This window comes from Pseudarthrobacter sp. 1G09, from assembly GCF_050038305.1.
Classification (GTDB): domain Bacteria; phylum Actinomycetota; class Actinomycetes; order Actinomycetales; family Micrococcaceae; genus Arthrobacter; species Arthrobacter equi.
Genome location: NZ_CP188306.1, coordinates 1,436,726 through 1,458,884, shown reverse-complemented (window position 1 = coordinate 1,458,884; position 22,159 = coordinate 1,436,726). Strand labels below are relative to the sequence as shown.

Here is a 22,159-nt window from a genome sequence, read left to right as displayed (position 1 = left end):
CCCGTAACGCTACGGCTTCCGCTCGGAATCCACCTTGTCCAGGACCCCCGTTTCGGTATCGTCACGTGCCAATGCGGGGTTCCTGGCCGCCCTGGTTAACTGGACGGCGGCCGCGGCGATGATCGCGAGGAACAGGAGCGCGAATCCAATGACGACGGCGGCGCTGATCGCGCTGTCCCGCTGCGAGGGAGCCTCGGCCGCGGGCACAGTCGCTTCGGGAAGCGTGGGCACCGCGCTGGGGACGTCCGCGGTGGGCAGCGGCGCAGGGGTGGCCAGGTTGCCGCGGCGGTGGACCCGGATCCATTCGGCCACCGAGCCCAGCGGGTTGCTGGAAGTCTCGGGCACGTCATCCTTGAGCGCGGCCTCGGCGTTGAGGATCCCGTAGCCGTACAGCGGGTCCTTCCCCGGAACGCCGGCATCCTTGGCGGTGGTGACAATGCGGTTGATGACCTGCTCGGCGCTCATGGACGGCCATTTGGACCGGATCAGCGCTGCAACCCCCGAGACAATGGGCGTGGAACCGGACGTTCCCGCCCATTCCGCGTAGCCGCCGCCCGGAAGCCCGCCCAACAGATCCTCGGCCGGGGCCGCGACGCCGATGCTGATGCCCTGGGACGACGCGTCCACGCTGGCCGTGTTCTTGCGGTCCAGTCCGGCAACCGTCAGGACACCGGGGATGGTGGCGGGCGCGCCCACCTGGATGTTGCCACCCACGCGGTTGCCGGCGGCCGCCACGATGACAACGTCCTTTTGTTCGGCGTAGAGGAAGGCGGCGTCCCAGCTCTGCGGCCACTGCGGGGTGGTGCTGCCGAGGGAAATGTTGATGACCTTGGCGCCGTTGTCCACGGCCCAGCGGACAGCCTCCGGAATCTGGTCCTGGTCGCTCTTGCCCGAGGGGTTGGTGGACCCCAGCCAGGTGGAGACGGAGAGGATCTCTGCCTCCGGGGCCACACCCACGATCCCGTCCGGCCCCTGGGTGGCAGCACCGGGCGAGGGCTTGGGGCTGGCGGTGGCAGGCTGGTGGCCGCGGCCGGCGAGCATGGTGGCTACGAGGGTGCCGTGTTCCGGCTTGGAGCCGACGCTCTTCTGCCCGTCAGGCTGGCCGGCGCCGGAGGCGTCGAAGCCTCCCACCACGGCGCCTTTGAGGTCCGGGTGCTGGGCGTCCACGCCGCTGTCGATGACGGCGACCTTGACGCCGGCACCCTTGGACACCTCCCAGGCCTTGGTGATGCCGGACTCGGCGAGCCAGTATTGCTTGTCGCGCCAGTCGTCGGCGTGGGCGGCCGGCGCGGTCACGAGGCCGGCGCAGAGGCAGCAGGCCACCAGGACAAGGGCCAGCACCGCCGACCCCGACCTCCGGAGAACGGATGCAGGTGAGGAAACCATGGAATCAGCCGATGCTCAGGGCAATGCCGTCAAGGATGTCGTGTTCACTCGCCATTGCGGTGGTGACCCGGCCGTCTGAAAGCCGGTTCACCTGCTCCAGGATGCGGCGCCACACCAGTCCCCCGGCGCCGATGACGTCCACCCGCCCTGGGTGCATGTACGGCAGCGCCGCACGGTCGGCGCGGACCATGCCCAGGAGGTCCGACGACGCGTCCCGCACCGTGTCGATGGGCAGTTCGGCGCCATGGATGGCGTCCGGCGAGTACTCGGTCAGTCCGAGGGCGTGCGCCGTGATGGTGGTGATGGAGCCTGCAACGCCGACGACGGCGGTGGCGCGTTCCAGCTGGACCTCACGGCCGGCGAGGGCAATGGCTTCGTCTACGTCGGCTTCCGCGGCGGCGATCTGTTCGGGGGTTGGCGGATCATTTCGCAGGTGCCGCTCGGTCAGGCGGACGCAGCCGATGTCAACGGACCGGGCCGCGGTGACGCCGGCTCCGGTACCCAGCACGAACTCGGTGCTTCCGCCGCCGAGGTCAACCACCAGCACCTCGTGGCCGTCCAGGATGGGCAGGACGCTGCTGGCCCCGGCGAAGGACAGCGCGGCCTCTTCGTTTCCGGAGATGACCTCGGGGGCCACGCCCAGCAGGTCGCGGATGCCATCCACGAAGACGTCCCGGTTCCGGGCGTCCCGGCTGGCGGATGTCGCCACGAACCGGATCTTTTCAGCGCCGTGCCGGTGGATGAGCTCCGCATAGTCAGCGGTGGCCGCGAAGGTGCGGTCCAGTGCTCCCTGGGTGAACTCCCCCGTCGCGTCCACGCCTTCCCCGAGCCGCACCACGCGCATTTCCCGGACGACGTCCGTGAGGCGGGGGGTGCCGGTGCTCCGGTCGATGTCGGCAATGAGCAGGCGGATGGAGTTGGTGCCGCAGTCGATGGCGGCCACACGGGTCATTCCGGAGCCTCCGTGGCTGTGGCGGACTTCCGCACCGGTGCCGGCCGGCCCACGATGCCGGGCAGGCCCTGGGGTCCGTGCCGGCTGAGGTCCTTCGACGGTGCCTCTCCCGTGGAGTCCCAGGCGCCGTCGCAGTAGCAGCGGTCCGCGGTCCACCAGTCCTGGATGCGGCCCAGTGCCTCGTCCCCCAGGGGGTTGACGCCGGGTCCGGCGGCCAGGGAGTGGCCCACCAGGACGTGGAGGCACTTGACGCGGGTGGGCATGCCGCCGGCGGAGACGCCGGCGATTTCGGGGACGGCGCCGATCCCGGACCGCTCCCCGATGGCATCGCGGGCGGCAAGGTAGGCCTCATGGGCGGCGCGGTAGCCCGCGGCAAGCTGGTCGTCGGCGGCGAGTTCGCCGTTCATCTCGTTCATGACGCCGGCTGCCTCAAGCCGTGAGACGGCGGACGTAATGACGGGGTGCGTCAGGTAGAACGTGGTGGGGAACGGGGTGCCGTTGCCCAGCCGCGGGGCGGTGGCCGCCACGAGGGGGTTGCCGCAGACGCAGCGGGCAGGAATTTCCACCACATCGCGGACGGGTCGTCCCAGCTGCCTGCTCAATACGTCCAGGTCATGTGCGGATGGTTGGCGGGAGTTCTCCCGGGCGGCTGCCGTGTTGTTTTCCACTGTCGCGGGCCGTCCTTCCTGTTGCGTTTATTCAGTCGCCGCGCGCGTGATGGATTCCCACAGGGAATCCACCCACGGCAGATCTGCGGGGTCTTGGGCGGCTGCGGCACCGGGCTGTCCGCCGGTTTCGTCGGCGGGCAGATCGCTGCCGAATACCCAGTAGCCGGTTTCGCCCGGCATAACCATGTTAATGCGGTCGCGGGCCTGCTGCTTCACGTAGTTGGGGTCCTGCCACCGCGAGACCTGCTGGCGGAGGGCGTCCCCGGCGGCCTGGCGTGCGGCGATGTCCGCGTTGAGGGCGTCGATTTCGGCTTTTTTGTCGAAGAAGACCTTAACCGTGGGCGCCAGCAAGGTGGTGATGGCAATCATGACCACGGCCAGGGCCAGCATCCGTCCGGAAAACGCCTTGGCCGGGACGGGCTGCTGGTCCTCTTCCGGGGATGGGGTACCGCCCTTCGGACCGGCCTTCCCGGCAGCTGCGCCGCTCCGTGCGGTGCCCGCCGCGGCGGTCTTGGCCTGCGCCGGGCCGCTTCCGGCTCCGCTGCGGGTTCCAGCCGGGCTGCCCGAGTTCCTGCCTGCCGCTGATGAGCCCGCCGCGCCGCCCGGAGCGTGACCGGCGCCGTCCTTGCCGGAACCGAAGTGCGCCCTGATGACGTCGGCACCCTGCGCGTGCCCGGCGTCGGACGTGTCCTTGGCTGGGCGGTTGGGGGCGACCTTGGGAACTTTGGGACGGCGGGTGGCCATGACACTCCTGAATCGCGGCCTGCCTGCGGCCGCCACTGTCTGTGATGATCCTTTGTTGCCACAGCGCGGTTGATCAACAACATGCGCCGGGCAACAACCGGGCGGACGGGCTGCTGCAGAAACAGCAGCGGTGGCTATGGTCTTTCAACCATAGCCACCGCCCGTTGGATTACGCGGGTACTAGCCCTTGAAACGCGGGAACGCGCTGCGGCCGGCGTAGCGTGCGGCGTCATCGAGTTCCTCTTCGATGCGCAGCAGCTGGTTGTACTTGGCGACGCGCTCGGAGCGGGCCGGGGCGCCGGTCTTGATCTGGCCGGCGTTGGTGGCCACCGAGATGTCGGCGATGGTGGTGTCCTCGGTTTCGCCGGAGCGGTGCGAGGTGATGGTGGTGTAGCCGGCGCGCTGGGCGAGGCTGACGGCGTCCAGGGTCTCGGTCAGGGAGCCGATCTGGTTCACCTTGACCAGCAGGGAGTTCGCGGTCCGGGTGTCGATGCCGCGCTGCAGGATGGACGGGTTGGTGACGAAGAGGTCGTCACCCACCAGCTGGACCTTGTCGCCGATGGCGTCGGTGAGGGTCTTCCAGCCTTCCCAGTCGTTCTCGTCCAGCGGGTCCTCGATGGAAACCAGCGGGTAGTCCGCAACGAGTTCTGCGTAGTAGGCGCTCATTTCGCTGGCGGACAGTGCCTTGCCTTCGAACTGGTAGGCGCCGTCCTTGAAGAACTCGGAAGAGGCGACGTCCAGGGCCAGGGCGATGTCCTTGCCCGGGGTGTAGCCGGCGTTCTTGATGGCTTCCTGGATCAGGTCCAGCGCTGCGCGGTTGGACGGCAGGTTGGGCGCGAAGCCGCCTTCGTCGCCGAGGCCGGTGGAGAGGCCCTTTTCCTGCAGGACAGCCTTGAGCGCGTGGTAAACCTCAACGCCCCAGCGGAGGCCCTCGGAGAAGGTCTCAGCACCCAGCGGGACAACCATGAATTCCTGGATGTCGACGTCGGAGTCAGCGTGCGAGCCACCGTTGAGGATGTTCATCAGCGGCACGGGCAGCACGTGGGCGTTGGGGCCGCCCAGGTACTTGTACAGCGGGAGGTCAGCGGAAGCTGCGGCAGCGTTGGCAACGGCCAGGGAAACACCCAGGATGGCGTTGGCGCCCAGCTTGCCCTTGTTCGGGGTGCCGTCCAGGTCCAGCATGGCCTGGTCGATGCTGCGCTGGTCGGTTGCGTCGAAACCGGTGAGGGCGGGAGCGATCTGGTCGATCACGGCGTCAACGGCCTTCTGGACGCCCTTGCCGAGGTAGCGGCCCTTGTCGCCGTCGCGGAGTTCGACTGCCTCGTGCTCGCCGGTGGATGCGCCGGACGGAACCGCTGCGCGGCCGATCTGGCCGTCAGAAAGCAGGACCTCAACTTCAACGGTCGGGTTGCCGCGGGAATCGAGGATCTCGCGGGCGTGGATGGCATCGATAAGCGCCATGAATTTGCTCCTTATGGGCGATTAACGGGGGGATGTGGCAGAAAAACTCGACGTCCTCGTCAGGAAACAGCGTAGTCGAGAGTGGTGGAGGTTACGGAAACCTCACCACCGGCGGACGTCATGATGGTGCAGGGTCCGGCCCTTCCGGGTTCCGGCTGGCCTGCTGCTGGTAGTGCCGCACGGCCCCGCGAAGGGCGCGTTCGGCATCGAACCCGCCGGCGTGGGCGGAACGGACGACGGCGAGAAGCAGGTTTCCGAGCTCCTCCTCCGATGCGAAGGGGCCGGCTTCGATCGCGGCGGGCCCGGCGTCAATTGCTGCTGGCGCGGCTACGCCGGCCCTCGCAGCGCGGTCGAGCGATTTCTGTGCCCTGGCGAGGGCCGGCAGCGCCTGCGGAATGCCCTCGAACGGGTCCTTCCGCTCCGGCTTTTCGGCCCGCTTAACCGCGTCCCACTTCTGCACGATCTGTTCCACGGTGGCGGGAAAGCTGTCCTGCAGGGTGCCGTCCGGGCGGAAGACGTGCGGATTGCGGCGGATCATCTTGGCACCCAGGCCGCGCGCGACGTCGTCGAACGTGAACGCGCCGCGCTCCTCCGCCAGCCGGGCGTGGAGGACCACCTGGAGCAGGACGTCGCCCAGCTCGCCAAGCAGCTCACTGTCCGGGTGCCCTTCCTCGATGGTCTCGGCCACCTCGTAGGCCTCCTCGAGGAGGTACTCCACGAGCGATGCGTGGGTCAGGGCTCCCATCCACGGGCAGTGCTCCCGCAGCTGCGCGATGATCCCCAGCAGCTCCCCCACCTCGGAAGCCCGCCCGGAGACCCCTGCTGCCGTGGGCCCAGTGACAAGCCGGTTTACCGGGGTTTCAGCCAAGGTTGGCGTAGGCGTCGTTGATGTACTCCACCAGCGCTTCCTTTTCCTCGAGCGGCAGGAAGGCGGCTTCGGCCGCGTTCAGGGTGAGCTCCAGCAGGTCATCGAGATCGTAGTCGAACGTCTCCACGAGCAGCTCGAACTCATCCGTCAGGGTGACGCCGCTCATGAGGCGGTTGTCGGTGTTGATGGTGACGTTGAAGCCCAGCTGGTACAGCATGTCCAGGGGGTGGCTTTCGATGCCCTCGCCGAAAGCGGCGATTGCTCCGGTCTGGAGGTTGGACGACGGGCAGATTTCCAGCGCGATGCCGCGGTCCCGGATCCAGCTCGACAGATCGCCCAGCGTGACCAGGCCCACCGTGTCTTCGGATTCGGAGTCTTCGTCAAATTCCACCGTGACGTCCTCGGCGATCCGGACGCCATGGCCCAGGCGCAGCGCGCGGCCGTCCACGAGGGCGGACTGGATGCTGTCCAGGCCGGCCGCTTCGCCGGCGTGGACGGTGGCGGGGAAATTTTGCTGTGCCAGGTAGGTGAAGGCGTCACGGAAGCGGGACGGCAGGAAGCCGTCCTCGGCCCCGGCGATGTCGAAACCGACCGCGCCCTTGTTGCGGTGGCGGACGGCCAGCTCGGCGATCTCCTGGCCGCGGTCAGCATGGCGCATCGCGGTGATGAGCTGCCCCACCTGGATTTCGCGGCCGCTGTCGCTGACTGCCTCGACACCGGCTTCGAGGCCCTCCTGGACCGCTTCGACTGCCTCGTCGAGGGTGAGCCCCTTCTGGAGGTGCTGCTCAGGCGCCCAGCGCACCTCGCCGTACACCACGCCGTCGTCCGCCAAATCCTCGACGAACTCCTTCGCTACCCGGACCAGGCCTTCGTGCGTCTGCATCACGGCCACCGTGTGGTCGAAGGTTTCGAGGTAGCGGACCAGGGAACCGGAGTCCGCGGACTCGCGGAACCATTCGCCCAGGGCCACGGGATCGGTGGACGGGAGCTGGTGGCCCACGGCCTCCGCCAGTTCGATGATGGTGGCCGGACGGAGTCCGCCGTCCAGATGGTCGTGCAGCGACACCTTCGGCAGGCTCTTCAGGTCGAAATCGATGGCAGGGGCTTCGTCAACAATAGGCTCAGTCACGTTCCCACCTTAGGGTGGGTGCCGGTTCAATGCCAGCCGCTAGGCGGCAGTGGGTCCGCCGTCCTTGGCTGCCGGTGCGAGCAATGCCGGACCGCCGGTTGAGCTGTCCCGGGCGCCGGAGGGCCCGCCGTCCAGCCACTCGTCCACTTCCGTGGCGTCCTTGCGGGCCAGGTGCTTGTGCCACCAGCGCAGCATGTGGTCCAGGAGGACACCCAGGACGATGGCGAACACCACGGCGATGCCGGCGCTGAGCAGCGGGTTGTGGTGCAGCCAGGGGAACGAACTGGCCAGCAGGCCGATGCCGATGGAGTAGCCCACCCAGGTGAGGCAGGCGAAGGCGTCAAGGACGAAGAAGCGGCGGTGGCCAAAGCCGGTGCTGCCCGCCACGTAGTTGACTGCCACCCGGCCCCAGGGAATGTAGCGTGCGGTGAAGATCAGTACCGCGCCGCGCTTATCCAGTTCATAGCGTGCCCAGCTGAAGACCTTCCGGACCCTGGGCCTGCGCATCCACTTCCACCGGTCCAGGCCGATTTTGCGGCCGAGCATGAAAGCCATGTTGTCGCCGGCCATGGCGCCGATCAGCGCGGTGGCACCAAGGATCCACATGTTGGGTTCGCCACTGTGCCGGGAGAAGGCCGCCAAGGCGACGATGAGGGTCTCACTGGGGACCACCATCGCGAAGCCGTCCACGAAAAAGAACACCAAGAGGACCGGGTAGATCCACCACTGGCCCGCTGCATGGAGCACGGCCTCATTAATAAACTCCACGCAGTCTTGCTCCTAGACAAAAATGCCGCTGCCATAGCGACGCAGCCAAAGCGGAAATCGTTCCTAAGTGTCCCACGGCGGAGGCGTCGTTCGCTACGCCCCCGCCCCGGGAACACCACTGCAACGCTATCCCGGCAGCGCGTGCGCCGGCGTCGTCCCAGCGGCTGATCTTGGCGCCGTCCGGGCCTCCTCCCCCGGGTGGAGACGGGGTGCCGCGGAAGCCGATGCCGCGGGACGGATTCAGGCTTCGGGTTCGCGAATCCGGTCCACGACGTTGGGCTTGCCCCTGAGCTTGTTGATCACCAGGTCCACGATGATGCCCAGCGCCACGGCGCAGACGATGGCAATGGCGGCGCCCAGGAGGTGGTTCTCCTCAAACCACTGCCCGAAGAACAGACCGATACCCACCGAGTAGGCCGCCCACAGGGCTGCGGACAGGCAGGTCAGGCCGACGAAACGCAGGTGGTGGTAGTGGGTCACGCCGGCCGTCAGGTTGACGGCAACGCGGCCGATGGGGACAAACCGCGCCACGAGGATCAGCGAGGCCGGCCGCTTGCGCAGTTCCGCGCCGGCCCACCGGAATGCTCCCTGCATGCGCTGGCCGCGCATCCAGGCCCAACGGGTGGTGCCGACTTTCCGGCCAATCAGGTAGGCGATGTTGTCCCCGGCGAACGCGCCCAGCGCAGCAACGGCCATCAGGACGTAGGGGTTGGGTACGTCCGCCGTGGCGGCCACGGCCGCGAGGCCCACCACCACTGATTCGCTGGGGATGGGAGGGAAGAAGCCGTCAATGACGCAGCAGGCCAGGACGAGGAAGAGTACCCAGGGTTGTCCGGCTGCGGCGAGGATGAAGTCATTGATGGCCTGCATAGCTTTCTATGCTATTCGGTCGATGATCAACTGCTGTGCGGGCCGCGAACCCTCCGGTGCAATCACCACTGCATGCTCGAGCGCTTCCTTTGCCCGGTCGAAACGCTCGGGGGTGTCCGTGAGCAGGGTCATCAGCGGTTCGCCTGCCCGGACCACTGCACCCGGTTTGGCGTGCATGCGCACGCCTGCGCCGGCCTGCACGGCATCCTCCTTGCGGGCACGTCCGGCGCCCAGGCGCCAGGCGGCCACGCCCACGGAGAGGGCATCCAGTTCCACCACGACGCCGTCGGCCGGAGCGTATATCACCTCCGACTCCCGGGCCACCGGCAGCTTCGCGGCGGGGTCGCCGCCCTGGGCCCGGATCATCCTGTTCCAGACGTCCATGGCGCGCCCGTCCTTGAGCGCCGCGGCCGGATCGGCGTCGCGCACTCCTGCGCAGGCGAGCATTTCCTCGGCGAGCCTGACGGTCAGTTCGACGACGTCGGCCGGGCCGCCACCCGCCAGCACCTCCACCGATTCCTCAACTTCAATCGCGTTCCCGGCGGTCAGGCCGAGCGGGGTGCCCATGTTGGTCAGCAGTGCCACGGTGTTCACGCCGGCGTCCTGGCCCAGGGCCACCATGGTTTCTGCCAGCTCGCGTGCCTTGGCCTCGTCCTTCATGAAGGCGCCGCTGCCCACCTTGACGTCGAGGACAAGCGAGCCGGTGCCTTCGGCGATCTTCTTGCTCATGATGGACGAGGCAATCAGCGGGATGGCTTCCACCGTGCCGGTCACGTCGCGCAGCGCATACAGCTTCTTGTCTGCCGGGGCCAGCCCTGCCCCGGCGGCGCAGATGACCGCACCAACATCCTGGAGCTGGGCAAGTATTTCGTCGTTACTCAGGGACGCCCGCCAGCCGGGGATCGATTCCAGCTTGTCCAGGGTGCCGCCGGTGTGGCCCAGGCCGCGGCCGGACAGCTGCGGGACGGCGACGCCGAACACCGCAACCAGCGGGGCCAGCGGCAGGGTGATCTTGTCTCCCACGCCGCCGGTGGAGTGCTTGTCCGACGTGTATTTCAGGCCGCCGTCGGGGCGGCGAAGGCTGGAGAAGTCCATCCGTTCGCCGGATGCGATCATCGCGGCCGTCCAGCGCGCAATCTCGGTGCGGTCCATGCCGTTGAGGAGGATGGCCATATTCAGCGCAGCCATCTGCTCATCCGCGATGACGCCGCGGGTGTAGGCATCAATGGTCCAGTCGATCTGCTCCGGGCTCAGCGTGCCCCTGTCCCGCTTGACGCGGATGATGTCGACGGCGTCGAATGCTTCGGCAATGGTGTCCGTTGCGCGGGTCTCTGTCATCGGGTTTCCTCCAGGTGTTCGGGACCGAAGGCATCAGGAAGGACCTGGTCCATGGTCTTGATTCCTTGGGTGGTCATGAGCTCCATGTCCGGAGCACGGAATTCGTACAGCAACTGCCGGCAACGGCCGCACGGCATCAGCACGTTGCCGGTGCCGTCCACGCAGTAGAAGGCACGGAGGCTGCCGCCCCCGGTCATCTGGAGGTTGCCCACCAGGGCGCACTCGGCGCAAAGAGTCAGGCCGTAGCTGGCGTTCTCCACGTTGCAGCCACTGACGATCCGGCCGTCCCCGGTAAGGGCCGCAGCCCCCACCGGGAACTTGGAGTACGGCGCGTAGGCCTTGCGCATGGCGTCGACGGCGGCCGCCTCCAGCGCGGACCAGTCGACAGTCTTCCCCACGCCGGTCAACCCTTGACGTACGGTATGCCGCTGGCCGCCGGCCCCCGGGACCTGCCCACCAGGCCGGCAACGGCCAGGACGGTCACCAGGTACGGGAGCATGGCCATGAACTGGCTGGGAACCGGGGTGCCAATAATGGTGACGATGCTCTGCAGGTTGTCGGCGAAGCCGAACAGCAGGGCTGCGAAGAAAGCTCCGATGGGGTTCCACCTGCCGAAGATGAGTGCTGCCAGCGCGATGAACCCGCGGCCGCCGGAGATCTCCTTGGTGAAGCTGTCGATGGCCACCAGGGTGAAGAACGATCCGCCGATTCCGGCCACCGCACCGCCCAGGGTGACGTTCCAGAACCGGGTGGCGTTGACGTTGATGCCGAGGGTGTCGGCGGCCTGGGGGTGCTCGCCCACGGCGCGGACCCGCAGCCCCCACCGCGTCTTGAACAGGCCCACCCAGACCACCAGCACTGCGACGTACATCAGGTACCCCACCAACGACTGGCGGAACAGGATGGGTCCGATGATGGGAACCTCGGACAGGATGGGGATCTCGATGATGTCCAGCCCCGGCGGGGAGTTGAACCGGGCTTTGTCTTCCTGCATCACGGTGCTGAAGAGGAAGCCGGTGACGCCGGAGACGAGGACGTTCAGGACCACGCCAACGATGATCTGGTTGACCAGGTACTTGATGCTGAACAAGGCCAGCACCATGGACACCACGGCACCTGCAACGGCCGCGGCAGCCAGGCCGATGAAGGGGTTCTGAGTCATGGTGGCAACAATGGCCGCGGTGAAGGCGCCACCGAGCAGCTGGCCTTCGATGGCGATGTTGACCACGCCGACGCGTTCGCACAGGACACCGGAGAGCGAACCGAACACCAGCGGCACGGCCAGGGTGACCGAGCCGGCGATGAGGCCCGCCAGCGAGATACTGGGGGTGCGGGCGCCGCCCACCACCCAGATCAGGAACGCGGCCACGAACAGGACAATGAACGTAACAGTCAGCCAGCCGGGGGCAGGGCGCCCCTTGGTCTTGAGGTAGACGGTGTAAGCGGCGAGGGCCAGGAGCAGCACCGACAGCACGATGCCGCCGCCAAAGGCGTTGACCTCCAGGGCGGGCAACTGGAAGAAGTCGCTTCCCGTGGAGACGCCGAAGCTGGCCGTCTTGTTGGGGCCGAGGAGTCCGAAGAACACGAGGGCAATCAGCCCGAACGCAGCCAGCAGGACGGGCGTCTTCCAGCTCACCGGTTTGGCGGAGGTGGCTGCTGCGCCGGTATCCGCCGCGGCATTGTCCGGCTGCGGGTTGCCCGGCCGGGATGAAACTGTTGTGCTCATGCTGCACCTCCGGTAGTGGCTGCCTTCGTGGACTTCGCGGCGCGGGCGGGCTTCTTCCGCCGCGGGTTGAGCCCGAAGACGGCGCGCACCAGCGGCGGCGCAGCAATGAAGAGGACGATCAGCGACTGGACCACCAGGACAATGTCGATGGGCGTGCCGGTCTGGATCTGCATCTGGACGGCTCCGGCGCGGAAGGCGCCGAACAGCAGCCCGGCTGCGAAAGTGCCCCACGGCGTCGAACGCCCCAGCAGGGCGACGGTGATGGCGTCGAAGCCGTAGGTGGCTGCCACGCCGTCCGTCAGGACTTTTTCGGTGCCGGCCACCTGGGCCACGCCGGACATGCCGGCCAACCCGCCGGCGATGGCCATCACCAGGATGGTGGAGCGGGACACGTTGATGCCGGCGGTCTGGGCAGCTTTGGGGTTGGCACCCACGGCGCGGAATTCGAAGCCGACCGTGGACCGGTTCAGGAGCCACCAGACCAGGAAAGTGGCGCCGATGGCGAGAACGAAGCCCAGGTGGAGCCGGTACTGGCTGCCGAAAATCTGGGGGTACACGGCGGACGGATCCAGGATGGGTGAGATGGGGTTCGACTCCCCCGGGCGTTGGAAGGCCGGGGTGTTCAGCAGGTACCGCAGGAAGTACAGGGCGATGTAGTTGAACATGATGGTGAGGATGACCTCATGGGCTCCCGTGCGGGCCTTCAGCACGCCGACGAGGCCGCCCCAGAGCGCGCCGCCGATGATGCCCGCCACCAGGACCAGCAGCAGGTGCAGGCCCAGCGGGAGGTGCAGTGCGAAACCAACCCAGGCGGCAAGGATGCCTGCCACGATGATCTGGCCCTGGGCGCCAATGTTGAAGAGCCCTGCCCGGAAGGCAAGCGCCACTCCGAGGCCGGCGGTGATCAGCGGCGTGGCGATGGTGAGGGTCTCCATGAACGGAGCAAACTGGGCTGCCACACTGTTGCCGCGGGGGTTGAACACGGCCCCTTGGAACAAAGCGATGTAGGAGCGGGTGGCGGCGTTCCAGACCGCGGTCAGGAAGTCGGCGGGGCGGGCGAAGAAGTAGCTGGCTGTGGAGGCCACCCGCGTGTCGGTGCTGGCAATGAGCAGGCCGCCGATGACGAGGGCCAGGAACACTGCCAGGACTGACACCATGCCGCTGCCGGTGAAGATCTTGCGGAGCAGCGTGTCAGGGCCTCCGGGCAGCTGGCCGCTTTGGGCGCTGGCAGGGACGGCCGAGGGGCCCATGGCGCCGCCGGCCGTGTCCACGGAGACGACGGCGGCGGTTTCCTCGGCGGCAAGGTTGGCTTGGTGGGGCTTGGTTGGCTGGGTGACACCCTGCTCTTCGCCGCCAGTTCGTTTGGGGGGATGCTGCTCAGACATGGTCGCCTCCCTCGGCGTTGGAGGTGGGGGCCGGGCGGCTGGCGGCCGGCTGGGGTTGGGCCTGTTCATCGGGGTGGATTCCGGCCATCATCAGGCCAAGGACGTCGCGGCCGGTGCCGGCGGGAACGATGCCCACCAGCTTGCCCTTGTACAGCACGGCGATGCGGTCAGCGAGTTCCATGACCTCATCGAGTTCGGTGCTGATGATCATCACCGGGGTGCCCTGGTCGCGTTCGGCGACGATGCGCCGGTGCAGGAATTCGATGGAGCCGACGTCCACGCCGCGGGTGGGCTGGGAAGCGATGAACAGGCGCAGGGGGCGGGAGAGCTCCCGGGCCATCACCACCTTTTGCTGGTTGCCGCCGGACAGTGTCCCGGCGGCCGCAGCTGCGGAGGGCGTGCGGACATCGAATTCCTCGATGCGGGCTTTGGCGTTTTCGAGGATCCTGGCCGGGCTCATGCTGATGCCCTTGGCGTAGGGAGGTTTGTCGTAAAGGTCCAGGACCAGGTTTTCGGCGACGGAGAAGGTTCCCACCAGGCCGTCCACTTTGCGGTCTTCGGGGACGAATCCGACGCCGGCCTTGAGGACCTCCTTGACCGAGCGGCCCAGGAGTTCCTTGCCGTCGAGGGTGATGGACCCGGACACCCGCTCCTGGAGTCCCAGGATGGCCTCGGTGAGCTCGGTCTGGCCGTTGCCCTGGACGCCGGCGACGGCCAGGATTTCACCCCGGGCGATGTCGAAGCTGAGTCCGTCCACCACGTGCTGGCCGTTGTGGGCGATGACAGTCAGGTCCCGGACCTCAAAGGTCTTCTCCTGCGGCTTCGCTGGGGCCTTTTCGAGGGTGAGGCTCACGGCACGGCCCACCATCATCGAGGCAAGGTCCGTGGTGGAGGCCGAGGGTTCTGCCGAGCCGACCACCTTGCCGCGCCGGATAACGGTGATGGTGTCCGAGACTTCCTTGACCTCACGCAGCTTGTGGGAAATGAAGACGATGGAGGTGCCGCCGGCCTTGAGCTGCCGCATGATGTCCAGGAGTTCGTCGGTTTCCTGCGGGGTGAGGACGGCGGTGGGTTCGTCGAGGATGAGGACCTTGGCGTTGCGAACCAGCGCCTTGATGATCTCAACCCGCTGCTGGACGCCAACGGGGAGGTCTTCCACCAGGGCATCGGGGTCGACGTCGAACCCGTACTGGTCCGAGATTTCCCGGATCCGGCGCCTGGTTTCGTCGAGGTTGAGGAAGCCCGCCGCCTTGGTGGGCTCGGCACCCAGGGCGACGTTTTCGGCGACAGTGAATACCGGGACAAGCATGAAGTGCTGGTGCACCATGCCGATGCCGGCCGCCATGGCGTCACCCGGGCCACGGAAGGAGACAGGTTTGCCGTCGATGAGGATTTCGCCGTCGGACGGCTCGTACAGTCCGTAGAGCACGTTCATCAGGGTGGACTTACCGGCCCCGTTTTCGCCCAGCAGGCAGTGGATCTGGCCGGACTCAACCACCACGTCGATGTGGTCGTTGGCGAGCAGGGTCCCAAAGCGTTTGGTGATGCCTCTGAGTTCAAGTTTCAAAACTCTGACCAATCTCGAAGCGTCCGGTGATCGACCGGACGGGATATGTGGCTGCAGCTCCAGCCTAGTGGGTGCAGCCGTCGGAGAACCGGGCGGTGGCCCGAAAAAGGGATGCCAGCAAAAAGCGCCACTGCCGGCCAGTCAGGGACGGGCCGGCAGTGGCGCCAAGTGCGGGGTCAGGCCTTCGGGCTCGCGGCGGATTCGACCTTCAGCTTGCCGTCCACGATGTCCTTCTTGATCTGGTCCAGTTCAGACTTCAGGTCCGCGGGAACCTGGGAATCGAAGTCGTGGAACGGGGCCAGCTGCACACCGTCGTTGGCGAGGGTGCCAACGTACGGGGTGTTGCTGAACTTGCCGTCCTTGTCTTCCTTCACCACGGTTTCCACGGCCTCGCCCATCTGCTTCATGACCGAGGAGAGCATGATCTCCTTGTAGTCCGGGGCGGTGAGGAAGCCGTCGGAGTCAACCCAGATCAGCTTGACGTCCTTGCCGGCGTTCTTGGCTTCCTGCAGGGCGGCACCTGCACCCTTGCCCACGGGCCCCGCCACCGGCATAACGATGTCAGCGCCCTGGTCCAGGAAGTTCCGGGTGAGCTGCTTTCCGACGTCCTGCTTTTCGAAGTCGCCGGTGAAGCTGCCGTCCTGGGCGTCCTTGTTCCAGCCAAGGAGCTTGACGTCCTTGCCCTTCTTTTCGTTGTAGTACTTCACGCCGTCCGCGTAGCCGTCCATGAAGATGGTGACGGTGGGGATCTTGATGCCGCCGAAGGTGGCCACGGTCCCCGTCTTGGTGGTGCCTGCGGCGAGGTAACCGGCCATGAACGCCGCCTGCGCGGTGTCGTAGATGATCGGCTTGACGTTGCTGATGGGCGTCTCGTAGCCGAAGTCGATGATGGCGAAGTGGCTGTCCGGGTTGGCCGTGGCCTGCGCCTTGGTGGCATCGCCCAGCAGGAAGCCTACGGTCACGGTGAGGTCGCAGCCGGCGGTCACCATGGCACGGAGGTTGGGCTCGAAGTCGTTGTTGGTCTTGGATTCGACCTGGTTGACCTTGATGCCCAGGTCCTTCTCCGTCTTCTTCAGGCCCTCATAGGAGGACTGGTTGAAGGACTGGTCATCGAACCCGCCGGAGTCGGAGACGATACAGCCGGTGTAGTCACTGGCACCGGCGGACGAGGTACTTCCCGGTTCGGGGGCCGCGCCGCAAGCTGTCAAAAGAAGGGCCGAGGCGCTGACGGTAGCCAGGCCAGCCATTGAACCGCGCTTCATGCGTGCACGCAGTGATGTCATCAAGATTCCTCCAGGATGCGAGAGTGGCGCTACGGCACGAATTCAATGAGTGTCCGTTTCTGCACTGAAATTCTGTTGTCACTGATGCCCGCAGCATGCGCCGGAGCGCACTGATGCCATCACTTTAGTGGCCTGCGCCACGTGCCCCTAGCACGCTGGCGCCACTTCCCGGAGATTGTTTACAAGTTGTTACCAAGCAGTAGGGGTGCCGCGGATCCGCGACACCCCTGGTGCTTGGTGAGGTTGGGGCTTCGGCCCTACAAGCGGACCAGCATCTTGCCCGTGTTGGCTCCGTCCAACAGGTCCATGAAGGCCTGCGGTGCGTTTTCCAGCCCGTCCACCACTGTCTCGTCGTAGCGGACCGTTCCATCATTGAGCCAGCCTGACATCTTCTCGGCGAACTCTGCAGCGTGCTGCCGCTGGCCGCCCACCAGGAAGCCGCGCAGTGTGAGCTGCTTGCCGATGGCCTGCATGAGGTTATGCGGTGCGGGGGTGGGCTCGGTGGAGTTGTACTGGGCGATGGCTCCGCACATGGCCACCCGGCCGCCAACGTTCAGGACCGACAATGCGGCTTCGAGGTGTTCGCCGCCCACGTTGTCGAAGTAGACGTCGATGCCCTGGTCGCCGGCGGCCTTTTCGAGCTGCTCGCGCACGGGGCCGTCGTGGTAGTCGAAGGCAGCATCGAAACCGAGTTCGAGGAGCCTGGCCACTTTGGCAGGTGAGCCTGCGGAGCCGATAACGCGTGAGGCGCCCATGGCCTTGGCAATCTGGCCCACGAGCGAACCGACGGCACCGGCGGCGCCGGAAACGAAGACGGCGTCCCCTTCCTTGAACTCGGCCACTTTGAGCAGGCCTGCGTAAGCGGTGAGTCCGGTCATGCCCAGGGCACCCAGGAACGCCGAGGCGGGAGCCAGGTCGGTCCGGGCCGGGGAGGCTGTGCTGCCGTCAACCACGGCGTATTCACGCCAGCCAAGGGAATGCACGACGACGTCGCCTTCCTTGTGTGCGTCGGAACGGGACGCGATGACCTCACCGACGGCGCCGCCGTCGAGCGCTTTGTCCAGCGCGAAGGGCGCGGAGTAGGACTTGACGTCGTTCATGCGTCCGCGCATGTAGGGATCAACGGAGATGAACAGGTTCCGGACCAGGATCTGGCCTTCAGCCAGCTCCGGAAGCGGCGATTCGGCCAGGCGGAAGTTCTCCGGGACAGGCCGGCCGACGGGGCGGGAAGCGAGCTGGATTTCACGGGTTGCTGCGGGAATGGTGGTGGTGCTCATGCTGCGTACTCCAAAACTTTGAGTTCGACGGTGATGTTGCCGCGGGTGGCGTTCGAGTAAGGGCAGACCTGGTGGGCTTTGGCCACCAGGGCCTCGGCCGTTGCAAGGTCGAGTGCGGGAAGGGCGATTTCCAGTTCGGCGGCAAGGCCGAATCCTGCCCCATCGTCCAGCTGGCCCAGGTGAACCTTGGCGGCGACGGCGGAGTCGGTCAGGTCGGCGCGCTCCTTGCGGCCCACCAGGCGGAGTGCCGAATGGAAACAGGCTGCGTAGCCGGCAGCGAAGAGCTGCTCAGGGTTGGTTCCCTGGCCGCTTCCACCGAGTTCCACCGGGCTGGCGAGGCCCACTTCGAGCTTGCCGTCGCTGGACCGGGCGCTGCCGTCCCGGCCCTCGCCGGACGCAAGCGCTTCTGCTGTGTAAAGGGTCTTCACGTGGATGACCGCCCTTTCATGGTTGGTGTCTGGGTAAATTTTTGGGCTCGCGGGAGCGTTGTGGCTGTGAAGGTTTCAGACCGCGTCGTGGAGGGCCGCGGTGAGCTTGCTAAGGGTTCCGCGCAACTGCTCAAGCTCTCCGGCCGTTAGTCCTGCGGCGTCAGCCAGTCGCTGGGGAATGGCTCCGGCCTTGCTGCTCAGGTCCTTCCCGGCGGGCGTCAGATGGACGGCCACGCGGCGCTCGTCAGCTCCGGAGCGGCGGCGTTCCACCAGGCCCAGGGCTTCGAGCCGCTTCAGCAGCGGGGACAGCGTTCCGGAGTCGAGGCCGAGTTCGTGGCCCAGGTCCTTAACCCCCCGCGGCTCGTTTTCCCACAGCACCAGCATGACGAGGTACTGGGGGTAGGTCAGTCCCAGTTCCTCCAGCACGGGGCGGTATACGGCCGTGGCGGCGCGGGATGCCGAGTAGAGGGCGAAACACACTTGCCGGTCGAGGCGGGGAGCATCAGTCACAACCACAATGCTAGTCCACAATTCAATTGTGCACAACTTACTTTCGCTTGCCGCTCCCCCGGACGCGCAAAAAAGCGCGACGCCGGCACTTTGGTAAGTGCCGGCGTCGCGCCTTCATCATGTCTGCGTGGGCCAAACGGTGCGGCCAGGATTTCCCCCTGCCGCCCAGCCGGGAACGCGGCCTACAGGTCGCGAATGGTGCGCAGGGCCGCGCCCGTCAGCACCTGGATCCCGAGACCCAGCGCACGTTCGTCCAGGATGTAGTCCCCGCGGTGCAGGTCGTATTCCTCGCCGCCCGGCGTCTTGGTGCCCAGCCGCATCATGGCGCCCGGCAGTTCGGCCAGGAACCAGGCGAAGTCTTCCCCGCCCATGGACTGCGGGGTGAGCACCACAGCGCTCTCGCCGATTTCGGCGCGGGCGGATGCTTCGATGAGGGCGGTCTCATGCTCAGAGTTCACCACCGGCGGCACTCCCCTGGTGTGCTCAAGCCGGACGTCCACGCCGTACGGCGCCGCCACCTGGTGGACCACCTCATCGAGCAGTTCACCGGCCGCGTGCCAGGCCTCACGGTCCAGGCAGCGCATGGTGCCGGCCATGTAGCCCACCCCGGGGATGGCGTTGGGGGCGGAACCGGCGGAGATCTGGCCCCAGACCACGGAGACGCCGCTGCGGACATCAACCCGGCGGGACAGCACGGCGGGTACATTCACGGCGATCTGGGCCAGCGCAAAGACGAGGTCTTCGGTGAGGTGCGGACGGGAGGTGTGGCCGCCGCGGCCGGACAGCTCGATCCGGATGGTGTCCGAGGCCGACGTAATGGCCCCGATGCGGGTTCCGATCTTGCCCACCTCGATGCGGGGGTCGCAGTGCAGGGCCAGGATCCGGGGCACACCGTCCAGCACCCCCTGCTCGATGCAAGCATGGGCGCCGCCGGGCATCGTTTCCTCGGCCGGCTGGAAGATGATGCGGATGGTGCCGCCAAGGGGCGACTCCTGATGCATGCGGTGCAGGACCAGGGCGATCCCCAGCATGGTGGTGGTGTGGACGTCGTGGCCGCAGGCGTGCGTTACACCGTGGTTCCTGGACGCGAACGGCAGGCCGGTTTCCTCGATGATGGGCAGGGCGTCGATGTCCCCCCGAAGGGCCGTGGCGATGGGGCCCTCACCGACGTCCACGGTGAGCCCGGTCCCCTCGAGCCGGCGCGGCGCCAGGCCTGCAGCTTCCAGCCGCTCGGCCAGCTTGTCAGTGGTGCGGTACTCCTTGAACGAAAGTTCCGGATGCGCGTGCAGGTCCCGGCGGAATTCGATCAGTTCCGGCAGGAGCGGCTCCAGCCACGGAGCCACCAAAGCGGTGGGTTCGGCTTCAGTAGTGTAATTGCGCACTGCTTCACTCTAGCGATCGTGGCCGCAATAGCGTCCATCACAGTCGCCGCGTTACATCCCGGGCACCGCTGGTGCCCGGGATGTGGGCCGCGGCGTCCTAGAGGACGTCGGTATCGCCGCTGGCCTTGAGGGCGTCCACGGCGGCCTTGACCCGCTGCGAGTTGGCCATGGTGGTGACCAGGAGGGCATCGGGCGTATCCACGATCACCACGTCTTCAATGCCGATCAGGGCAATGACCCGCTTGGTGTCCGTGACCACCACGCCGCTGGAGTTCTCCGTGAAGACGCGGGCCCCCTCGCCCAGCACCGTGACGTCATCCACTTCCTTGGCGGAGTTGAGCCGGCCCACGGAAGCAAAGTCTCCGACGTCGTCCCACCGGAAAGTTCCGGGCACGACGGCGACGTCCCCGGCTTCCGCGGCGGGTTCGGCCACGGCGTAGTCGATGGCGATCTTCGGCAGCGTGGGCCATACCCGCGCCGTGACCTCATCCCGCTGCGGGGTGTCCCAGGCGCGGGCGATCTCCTGCAGCCCCCGGAACAGTTCGGGCTGGTTGGCTTCCAGGTGCTTGAGGAGCAGCGCCACGGGAGCGACGAACATACCGGCATTCCAGACGTAGTTGCCGCTGTCGACGTATTGCTGGGCCACCGTCTCGTCCGGCTTTTCCACGAACTCCACCACGTCCTGGGCGCTGGGCGCGCCTTCAACGCGGAGCACCTGGCCTGAGCGGATGTACCCGAAGCCCGTGGAAGGGTGCGTGGGCTTGATGCCGATGGTGACGATCTTCCCGGCGGCTGCGGTGTAGATCGCCTCCCGGACTGCTTCCTGGAAGAGCTGGTCCGGGCTGATCACCTGGTCCGCGGCGAAGGATCCCATGATGGTGTCCGGATCCCGTTCGTGCAGGATGGCGGCAGCGAGTCCGATCGCGGCACCGGAATCCTTGGGCTCGGATTCAAGCACCAGGTCCGCGTCCTGTACCTCCGGAAGCTGCCTGCACACTGCATCGCGGTGCGCCTTTCCGGTGACCACCAGCATCCGGTCCCCCGCAAGCGGTTGGAGCCGGTCATAGGTGGCGCGCAGCAAGGTGCTGCCCGAACCGGTGAGATCGTGAAGGAACTTGGGAGCTGCGGCTCGTGACAGGGGCCAGAGGCGGGTCCCCACACCGCCAGCCGGAATCACCGCGTAGAAGCGGTCAAGAGGTGATACCGGGCTTGTCACTTTGTCTGTACTCATCAAGGCCTACTTTAGCCGAACGGGTGCGGTTGCCCGCGTAGACGGACCCGCGCCAGGGACCCCGCCCGGGAGCAGGACAGCCGCATTCAGAGCAAGGCTTTGTGGCGTTTGTCTCATAAATTCAGAAAAACCGCGCCACTGCTGGGCAGCAAGATGCTCCTAAATTGAATAAGCTGTGAGCGAAGCCTAGATTTAGGCCTGAGCTACGAGTGCTCTCGCAGCAGGCGTTCCCCCCGCGTGGATCTCATGCCAGCGCCGCTGTGTTGCAGGGAGGTTTATCAGTGCCGACAAAACCAGCTGGCACCTTGTACCGCGGCCGTGAAGGCATGTGGTCTTGGGTAGGACACCGTATTACCGGTGTAGTGATCTTTTTCTTCTTGTTGGTCCACGTCCTGGACACAAGCCTGGTGCGCGTGTCTCCGGAGGCGTACACCGCCGTCATTGGCGCCTACAAGAATCCGCTGATGGCGCTGGGTGAGACCGGTCTTGTCGCTGCAATCGTGTTCCACGCCTTCAACGGCCTGCGCATCATCGCGGTGGACTTCTGGAAGAAGGGCGCCAAGTACCAGCGCCAGATGCTCTGGGCAGTCCTGGGCCTCTGGGTTGTCACCATGGTCGCCTTCTCCATCCGCCACCTGTCCCTCGCCCTCGGAGGTCACTAAGCCATGACTGCAACCATCGAGAGCCCCCGCAGCGGGCGGATCGCACCCCAGTACCGCCGCAACGGCGGAAGCCGTGGCAACTTCGAGATGATCGCCTGGCTGTTCATGCGCCTCTCCGGCGTGGTGCTGGTGGTCCTCATCTTCGGGCACCTCTTCGTGAACCTCATGGTGGGCGAGGGCATCCACGCCATCGACTTCGGCTTCGTGGCCGGCAAGTGGGCAGATCCGTTCTGGCAGTTCTGGGACCTTGCCATGCTGTGGCTGGCCATGCTCCATGGCACCAACGGCGTGCGCACCATCATCAACGACTACGCCGAGAAGGACTCAACCCGCCGCTGGTTGAAGACGGTCCTCTACTCGGCCACCGTGGTCATCATCGTCCTGGGCACCCTGGTGATCTTCACCTTCGATCCGTGCCCTGTGGTGGACGGCGTTCCGCTGCCTGGCGGTTTCTGCCCTGCCTAGCACCAGCATGATCCCGGGCCCGCGGGCATAAACCGCGGGCCCTGTTGTGCGGGGACAGC

General features: G+C 66.6%; 22 protein-coding genes. 2 read left to right on the top strand and 20 right to left on the bottom strand.

Annotated features, from left to right (window positions below; translation table 11 throughout):
* Positions 1-9 precede the first annotated feature (9 nt).
* The 20 genes from ACP3TD_RS06825 to ACP3TD_RS06730 all read right to left on the bottom strand — a co-directional run bounded on the left by ACP3TD_RS06825 (position 10) and on the right by ACP3TD_RS06730 (position 20,973).
* The gene (locus ACP3TD_RS06825) at positions 10-1,386 is read right to left on the bottom strand and encodes a S8 family serine peptidase (RefSeq protein ID WP_426766333.1); all 1,377 of its coding nucleotides are present in this window, start codon (positions 1,384-1,386) and stop codon (positions 10-12) included.
* Positions 1,387-1,390: 4 nt separating this feature from the next.
* Positions 1,391-2,338 carry an exopolyphosphatase gene (locus ACP3TD_RS06820; protein ID WP_426766332.1) on the bottom strand — a complete coding sequence of 316 codons (948 nt, stop codon included), beginning with the start codon at positions 2,336-2,338 and terminating at the stop codon, positions 1,391-1,393.
* The gene (locus tag ACP3TD_RS06815) at positions 2,335-3,006 is read right to left on the bottom strand and encodes a DUF501 domain-containing protein (RefSeq protein WP_426766330.1); all 672 of its coding nucleotides are present in this window, start codon (positions 3,004-3,006) and stop codon (positions 2,335-2,337) included. The genes ACP3TD_RS06820 and ACP3TD_RS06815 overlap by 4 nt, the downstream gene beginning before the upstream one ends.
* Before the next feature lie 27 nt (positions 3,007-3,033).
* A complete protein-coding gene (locus ACP3TD_RS06810; RefSeq protein WP_426766329.1) occupies positions 3,034-3,750 on the bottom strand; it encodes an FtsB family cell division protein in 717 nt (238 codons plus the stop codon).
* A gap of 180 nt (positions 3,751-3,930) precedes the next feature.
* Positions 3,931-5,211: a phosphopyruvate hydratase gene (eno, locus tag ACP3TD_RS06805; RefSeq protein ID WP_091718936.1), complete on the bottom strand. Its 1,281-nt coding sequence runs from the start codon at positions 5,209-5,211 to the stop codon at positions 3,931-3,933.
* A 118-nt stretch (positions 5,212-5,329) separates the two neighbouring features.
* Positions 5,330-5,956, bottom strand: a complete 627-nt coding sequence (locus tag ACP3TD_RS06800) for a MazG nucleotide pyrophosphohydrolase domain-containing protein (protein WP_426767143.1) — start codon at positions 5,954-5,956, stop codon at positions 5,330-5,332.
* Between the two features lie 115 nt (positions 5,957-6,071).
* A complete protein-coding gene (locus ACP3TD_RS06795) occupies positions 6,072-7,208 on the bottom strand; it encodes an adenosine deaminase (RefSeq protein ID WP_426766327.1) in 1,137 nt (378 codons plus the stop codon).
* A gap of 39 nt (positions 7,209-7,247) precedes the next feature.
* The gene (locus tag ACP3TD_RS06790) at positions 7,248-7,976 is read right to left on the bottom strand and encodes a DedA family protein (RefSeq protein ID WP_426766326.1); all 729 of its coding nucleotides are present in this window, start codon (positions 7,974-7,976) and stop codon (positions 7,248-7,250) included.
* A gap of 240 nt (positions 7,977-8,216) precedes the next feature.
* A complete protein-coding gene (locus ACP3TD_RS06785) occupies positions 8,217-8,846 on the bottom strand; it encodes a DedA family protein (RefSeq protein ID WP_426766324.1) in 630 nt (209 codons plus the stop codon).
* Between the two features lie 6 nt (positions 8,847-8,852).
* Positions 8,853-10,184 carry a thymidine phosphorylase gene (locus ACP3TD_RS06780; RefSeq protein WP_426766323.1) on the bottom strand — a complete coding sequence of 444 codons (1,332 nt, stop codon included), beginning with the start codon at positions 10,182-10,184 and terminating at the stop codon, positions 8,853-8,855.
* Positions 10,181-10,582: a cytidine deaminase gene (locus tag ACP3TD_RS06775; RefSeq protein ID WP_426766321.1), complete on the bottom strand. Its 402-nt coding sequence runs from the start codon at positions 10,580-10,582 to the stop codon at positions 10,181-10,183. Before ACP3TD_RS06775 ends, ACP3TD_RS06780 begins: the two co-directional genes overlap by 4 nt.
* Before the next feature lie 5 nt (positions 10,583-10,587).
* On the bottom strand, positions 10,588-11,910 hold the full coding sequence (locus ACP3TD_RS06770; protein ID WP_426766319.1) for an ABC transporter permease: 1,323 nt from the start codon (positions 11,908-11,910) through the stop codon (positions 10,588-10,590).
* Positions 11,907-13,295, bottom strand: coding sequence for an ABC transporter permease (locus tag ACP3TD_RS06765; RefSeq protein ID WP_426766317.1), 1,389 nt, complete (start codon positions 13,293-13,295; stop codon positions 11,907-11,909). The genes ACP3TD_RS06770 and ACP3TD_RS06765 overlap by 4 nt, the downstream gene beginning before the upstream one ends.
* Positions 13,288-14,862: an ABC transporter ATP-binding protein gene (locus tag ACP3TD_RS06760; RefSeq protein ID WP_426766315.1), complete on the bottom strand. Its 1,575-nt coding sequence runs from the start codon at positions 14,860-14,862 to the stop codon at positions 13,288-13,290. The genes ACP3TD_RS06765 and ACP3TD_RS06760 overlap by 8 nt, the downstream gene beginning before the upstream one ends.
* Before the next feature lie 176 nt (positions 14,863-15,038).
* Positions 15,039-16,145, bottom strand: a complete 1,107-nt coding sequence (locus ACP3TD_RS06755; protein ID WP_091718922.1) for a BMP family lipoprotein — start codon at positions 16,143-16,145, stop codon at positions 15,039-15,041.
* Between the two features lie 257 nt (positions 16,146-16,402).
* Complete coding sequence (locus ACP3TD_RS06750) at positions 16,403-17,422, bottom strand: NADP-dependent oxidoreductase (protein WP_426766313.1); 1,020 nt, start codon at positions 17,420-17,422, stop codon at positions 16,403-16,405.
* Positions 17,419-17,850: an organic hydroperoxide resistance protein gene (locus ACP3TD_RS06745; RefSeq protein WP_091718918.1), complete on the bottom strand. Its 432-nt coding sequence runs from the start codon at positions 17,848-17,850 to the stop codon at positions 17,419-17,421. The genes ACP3TD_RS06750 and ACP3TD_RS06745 overlap by 4 nt, the downstream gene beginning before the upstream one ends.
* A gap of 75 nt (positions 17,851-17,925) precedes the next feature.
* Positions 17,926-18,360, bottom strand: coding sequence for a MarR family winged helix-turn-helix transcriptional regulator (locus ACP3TD_RS06740; protein WP_426766311.1), 435 nt, complete (start codon positions 18,358-18,360; stop codon positions 17,926-17,928).
* Positions 18,361-18,542: 182 nt separating this feature from the next.
* Complete coding sequence (locus tag ACP3TD_RS06735) at positions 18,543-19,742, bottom strand: amidohydrolase (RefSeq protein WP_314216666.1); 1,200 nt, start codon at positions 19,740-19,742, stop codon at positions 18,543-18,545.
* A gap of 97 nt (positions 19,743-19,839) precedes the next feature.
* A complete protein-coding gene (locus ACP3TD_RS06730) occupies positions 19,840-20,973 on the bottom strand; it encodes a mannose-1-phosphate guanylyltransferase (RefSeq protein ID WP_426766308.1) in 1,134 nt (377 codons plus the stop codon).
* Positions 20,974-21,254: 281 nt separating this feature from the next.
* On the opposite strand from ACP3TD_RS06730, the gene sdhC reads away from it, so the two are divergent.
* Positions 21,255-21,635, top strand: a complete 381-nt coding sequence (sdhC, locus tag ACP3TD_RS06725; protein ID WP_015936418.1) for a succinate dehydrogenase, cytochrome b556 subunit — start codon at positions 21,255-21,257, stop codon at positions 21,633-21,635.
* A 3-nt stretch (positions 21,636-21,638) separates the two neighbouring features.
* Positions 21,639-22,100, top strand: coding sequence for a succinate dehydrogenase hydrophobic membrane anchor subunit (locus ACP3TD_RS06720; RefSeq protein WP_015936417.1), 462 nt, complete (start codon positions 21,639-21,641; stop codon positions 22,098-22,100).
* Positions 22,101-22,159 lie beyond the last annotated feature (59 nt).

Coding starts and splice junctions, on each gene's coding strand:
- ACP3TD_RS06800 (WP_426767143.1), bottom strand. CDS start 5,956: ATGGGAGCCCTGACCCACGCATCGCTCGTGGAGTACCTCCTCGAGGAG.
- ACP3TD_RS06780 (WP_426766323.1), bottom strand. CDS start 10,184: ATGACAGAGACCCGCGCAACGGACACCATTGCCGAAGCATTCGACGCC.
- eno (WP_091718936.1), bottom strand. CDS start 5,211: ATGGCGCTTATCGATGCCATCCACGCCCGCGAGATCCTCGATTCCCGC.
- ACP3TD_RS06785 (WP_426766324.1), bottom strand. CDS start 8,846: ATGCAGGCCATCAATGACTTCATCCTCGCCGCAGCCGGACAACCCTGG.
- ACP3TD_RS06820 (WP_426766332.1), bottom strand. CDS start 2,338: ATGACCCGTGTGGCCGCCATCGACTGCGGCACCAACTCCATCCGCCTG.
- ACP3TD_RS06770 (WP_426766319.1), bottom strand. CDS start 11,910: ATGAGCACAACAGTTTCATCCCGGCCGGGCAACCCGCAGCCGGACAAT.
- ACP3TD_RS06730 (WP_426766308.1), bottom strand. CDS start 20,973: ATGAGTACAGACAAAGTGACAAGCCCGGTATCACCTCTTGACCGCTTC.
- ACP3TD_RS06755 (WP_091718922.1), bottom strand. CDS start 16,145: ATGACATCACTGCGTGCACGCATGAAGCGCGGTTCAATGGCTGGCCTG.
- ACP3TD_RS06765 (WP_426766317.1), bottom strand. CDS start 13,295: ATGTCTGAGCAGCATCCCCCCAAACGAACTGGCGGCGAAGAGCAGGGT.
- ACP3TD_RS06810 (WP_426766329.1), bottom strand. CDS start 3,750: ATGGCCACCCGCCGTCCCAAAGTTCCCAAGGTCGCCCCCAACCGCCCA.
- ACP3TD_RS06750 (WP_426766313.1), bottom strand. CDS start 17,422: ATGAGCACCACCACCATTCCCGCAGCAACCCGTGAAATCCAGCTCGCT.
- ACP3TD_RS06825 (WP_426766333.1), bottom strand. CDS start 1,386: ATGGTTTCCTCACCTGCATCCGTTCTCCGGAGGTCGGGGTCGGCGGTG.
- ACP3TD_RS06720 (WP_015936417.1), top strand. CDS start 21,639: ATGACTGCAACCATCGAGAGCCCCCGCAGCGGGCGGATCGCACCCCAG.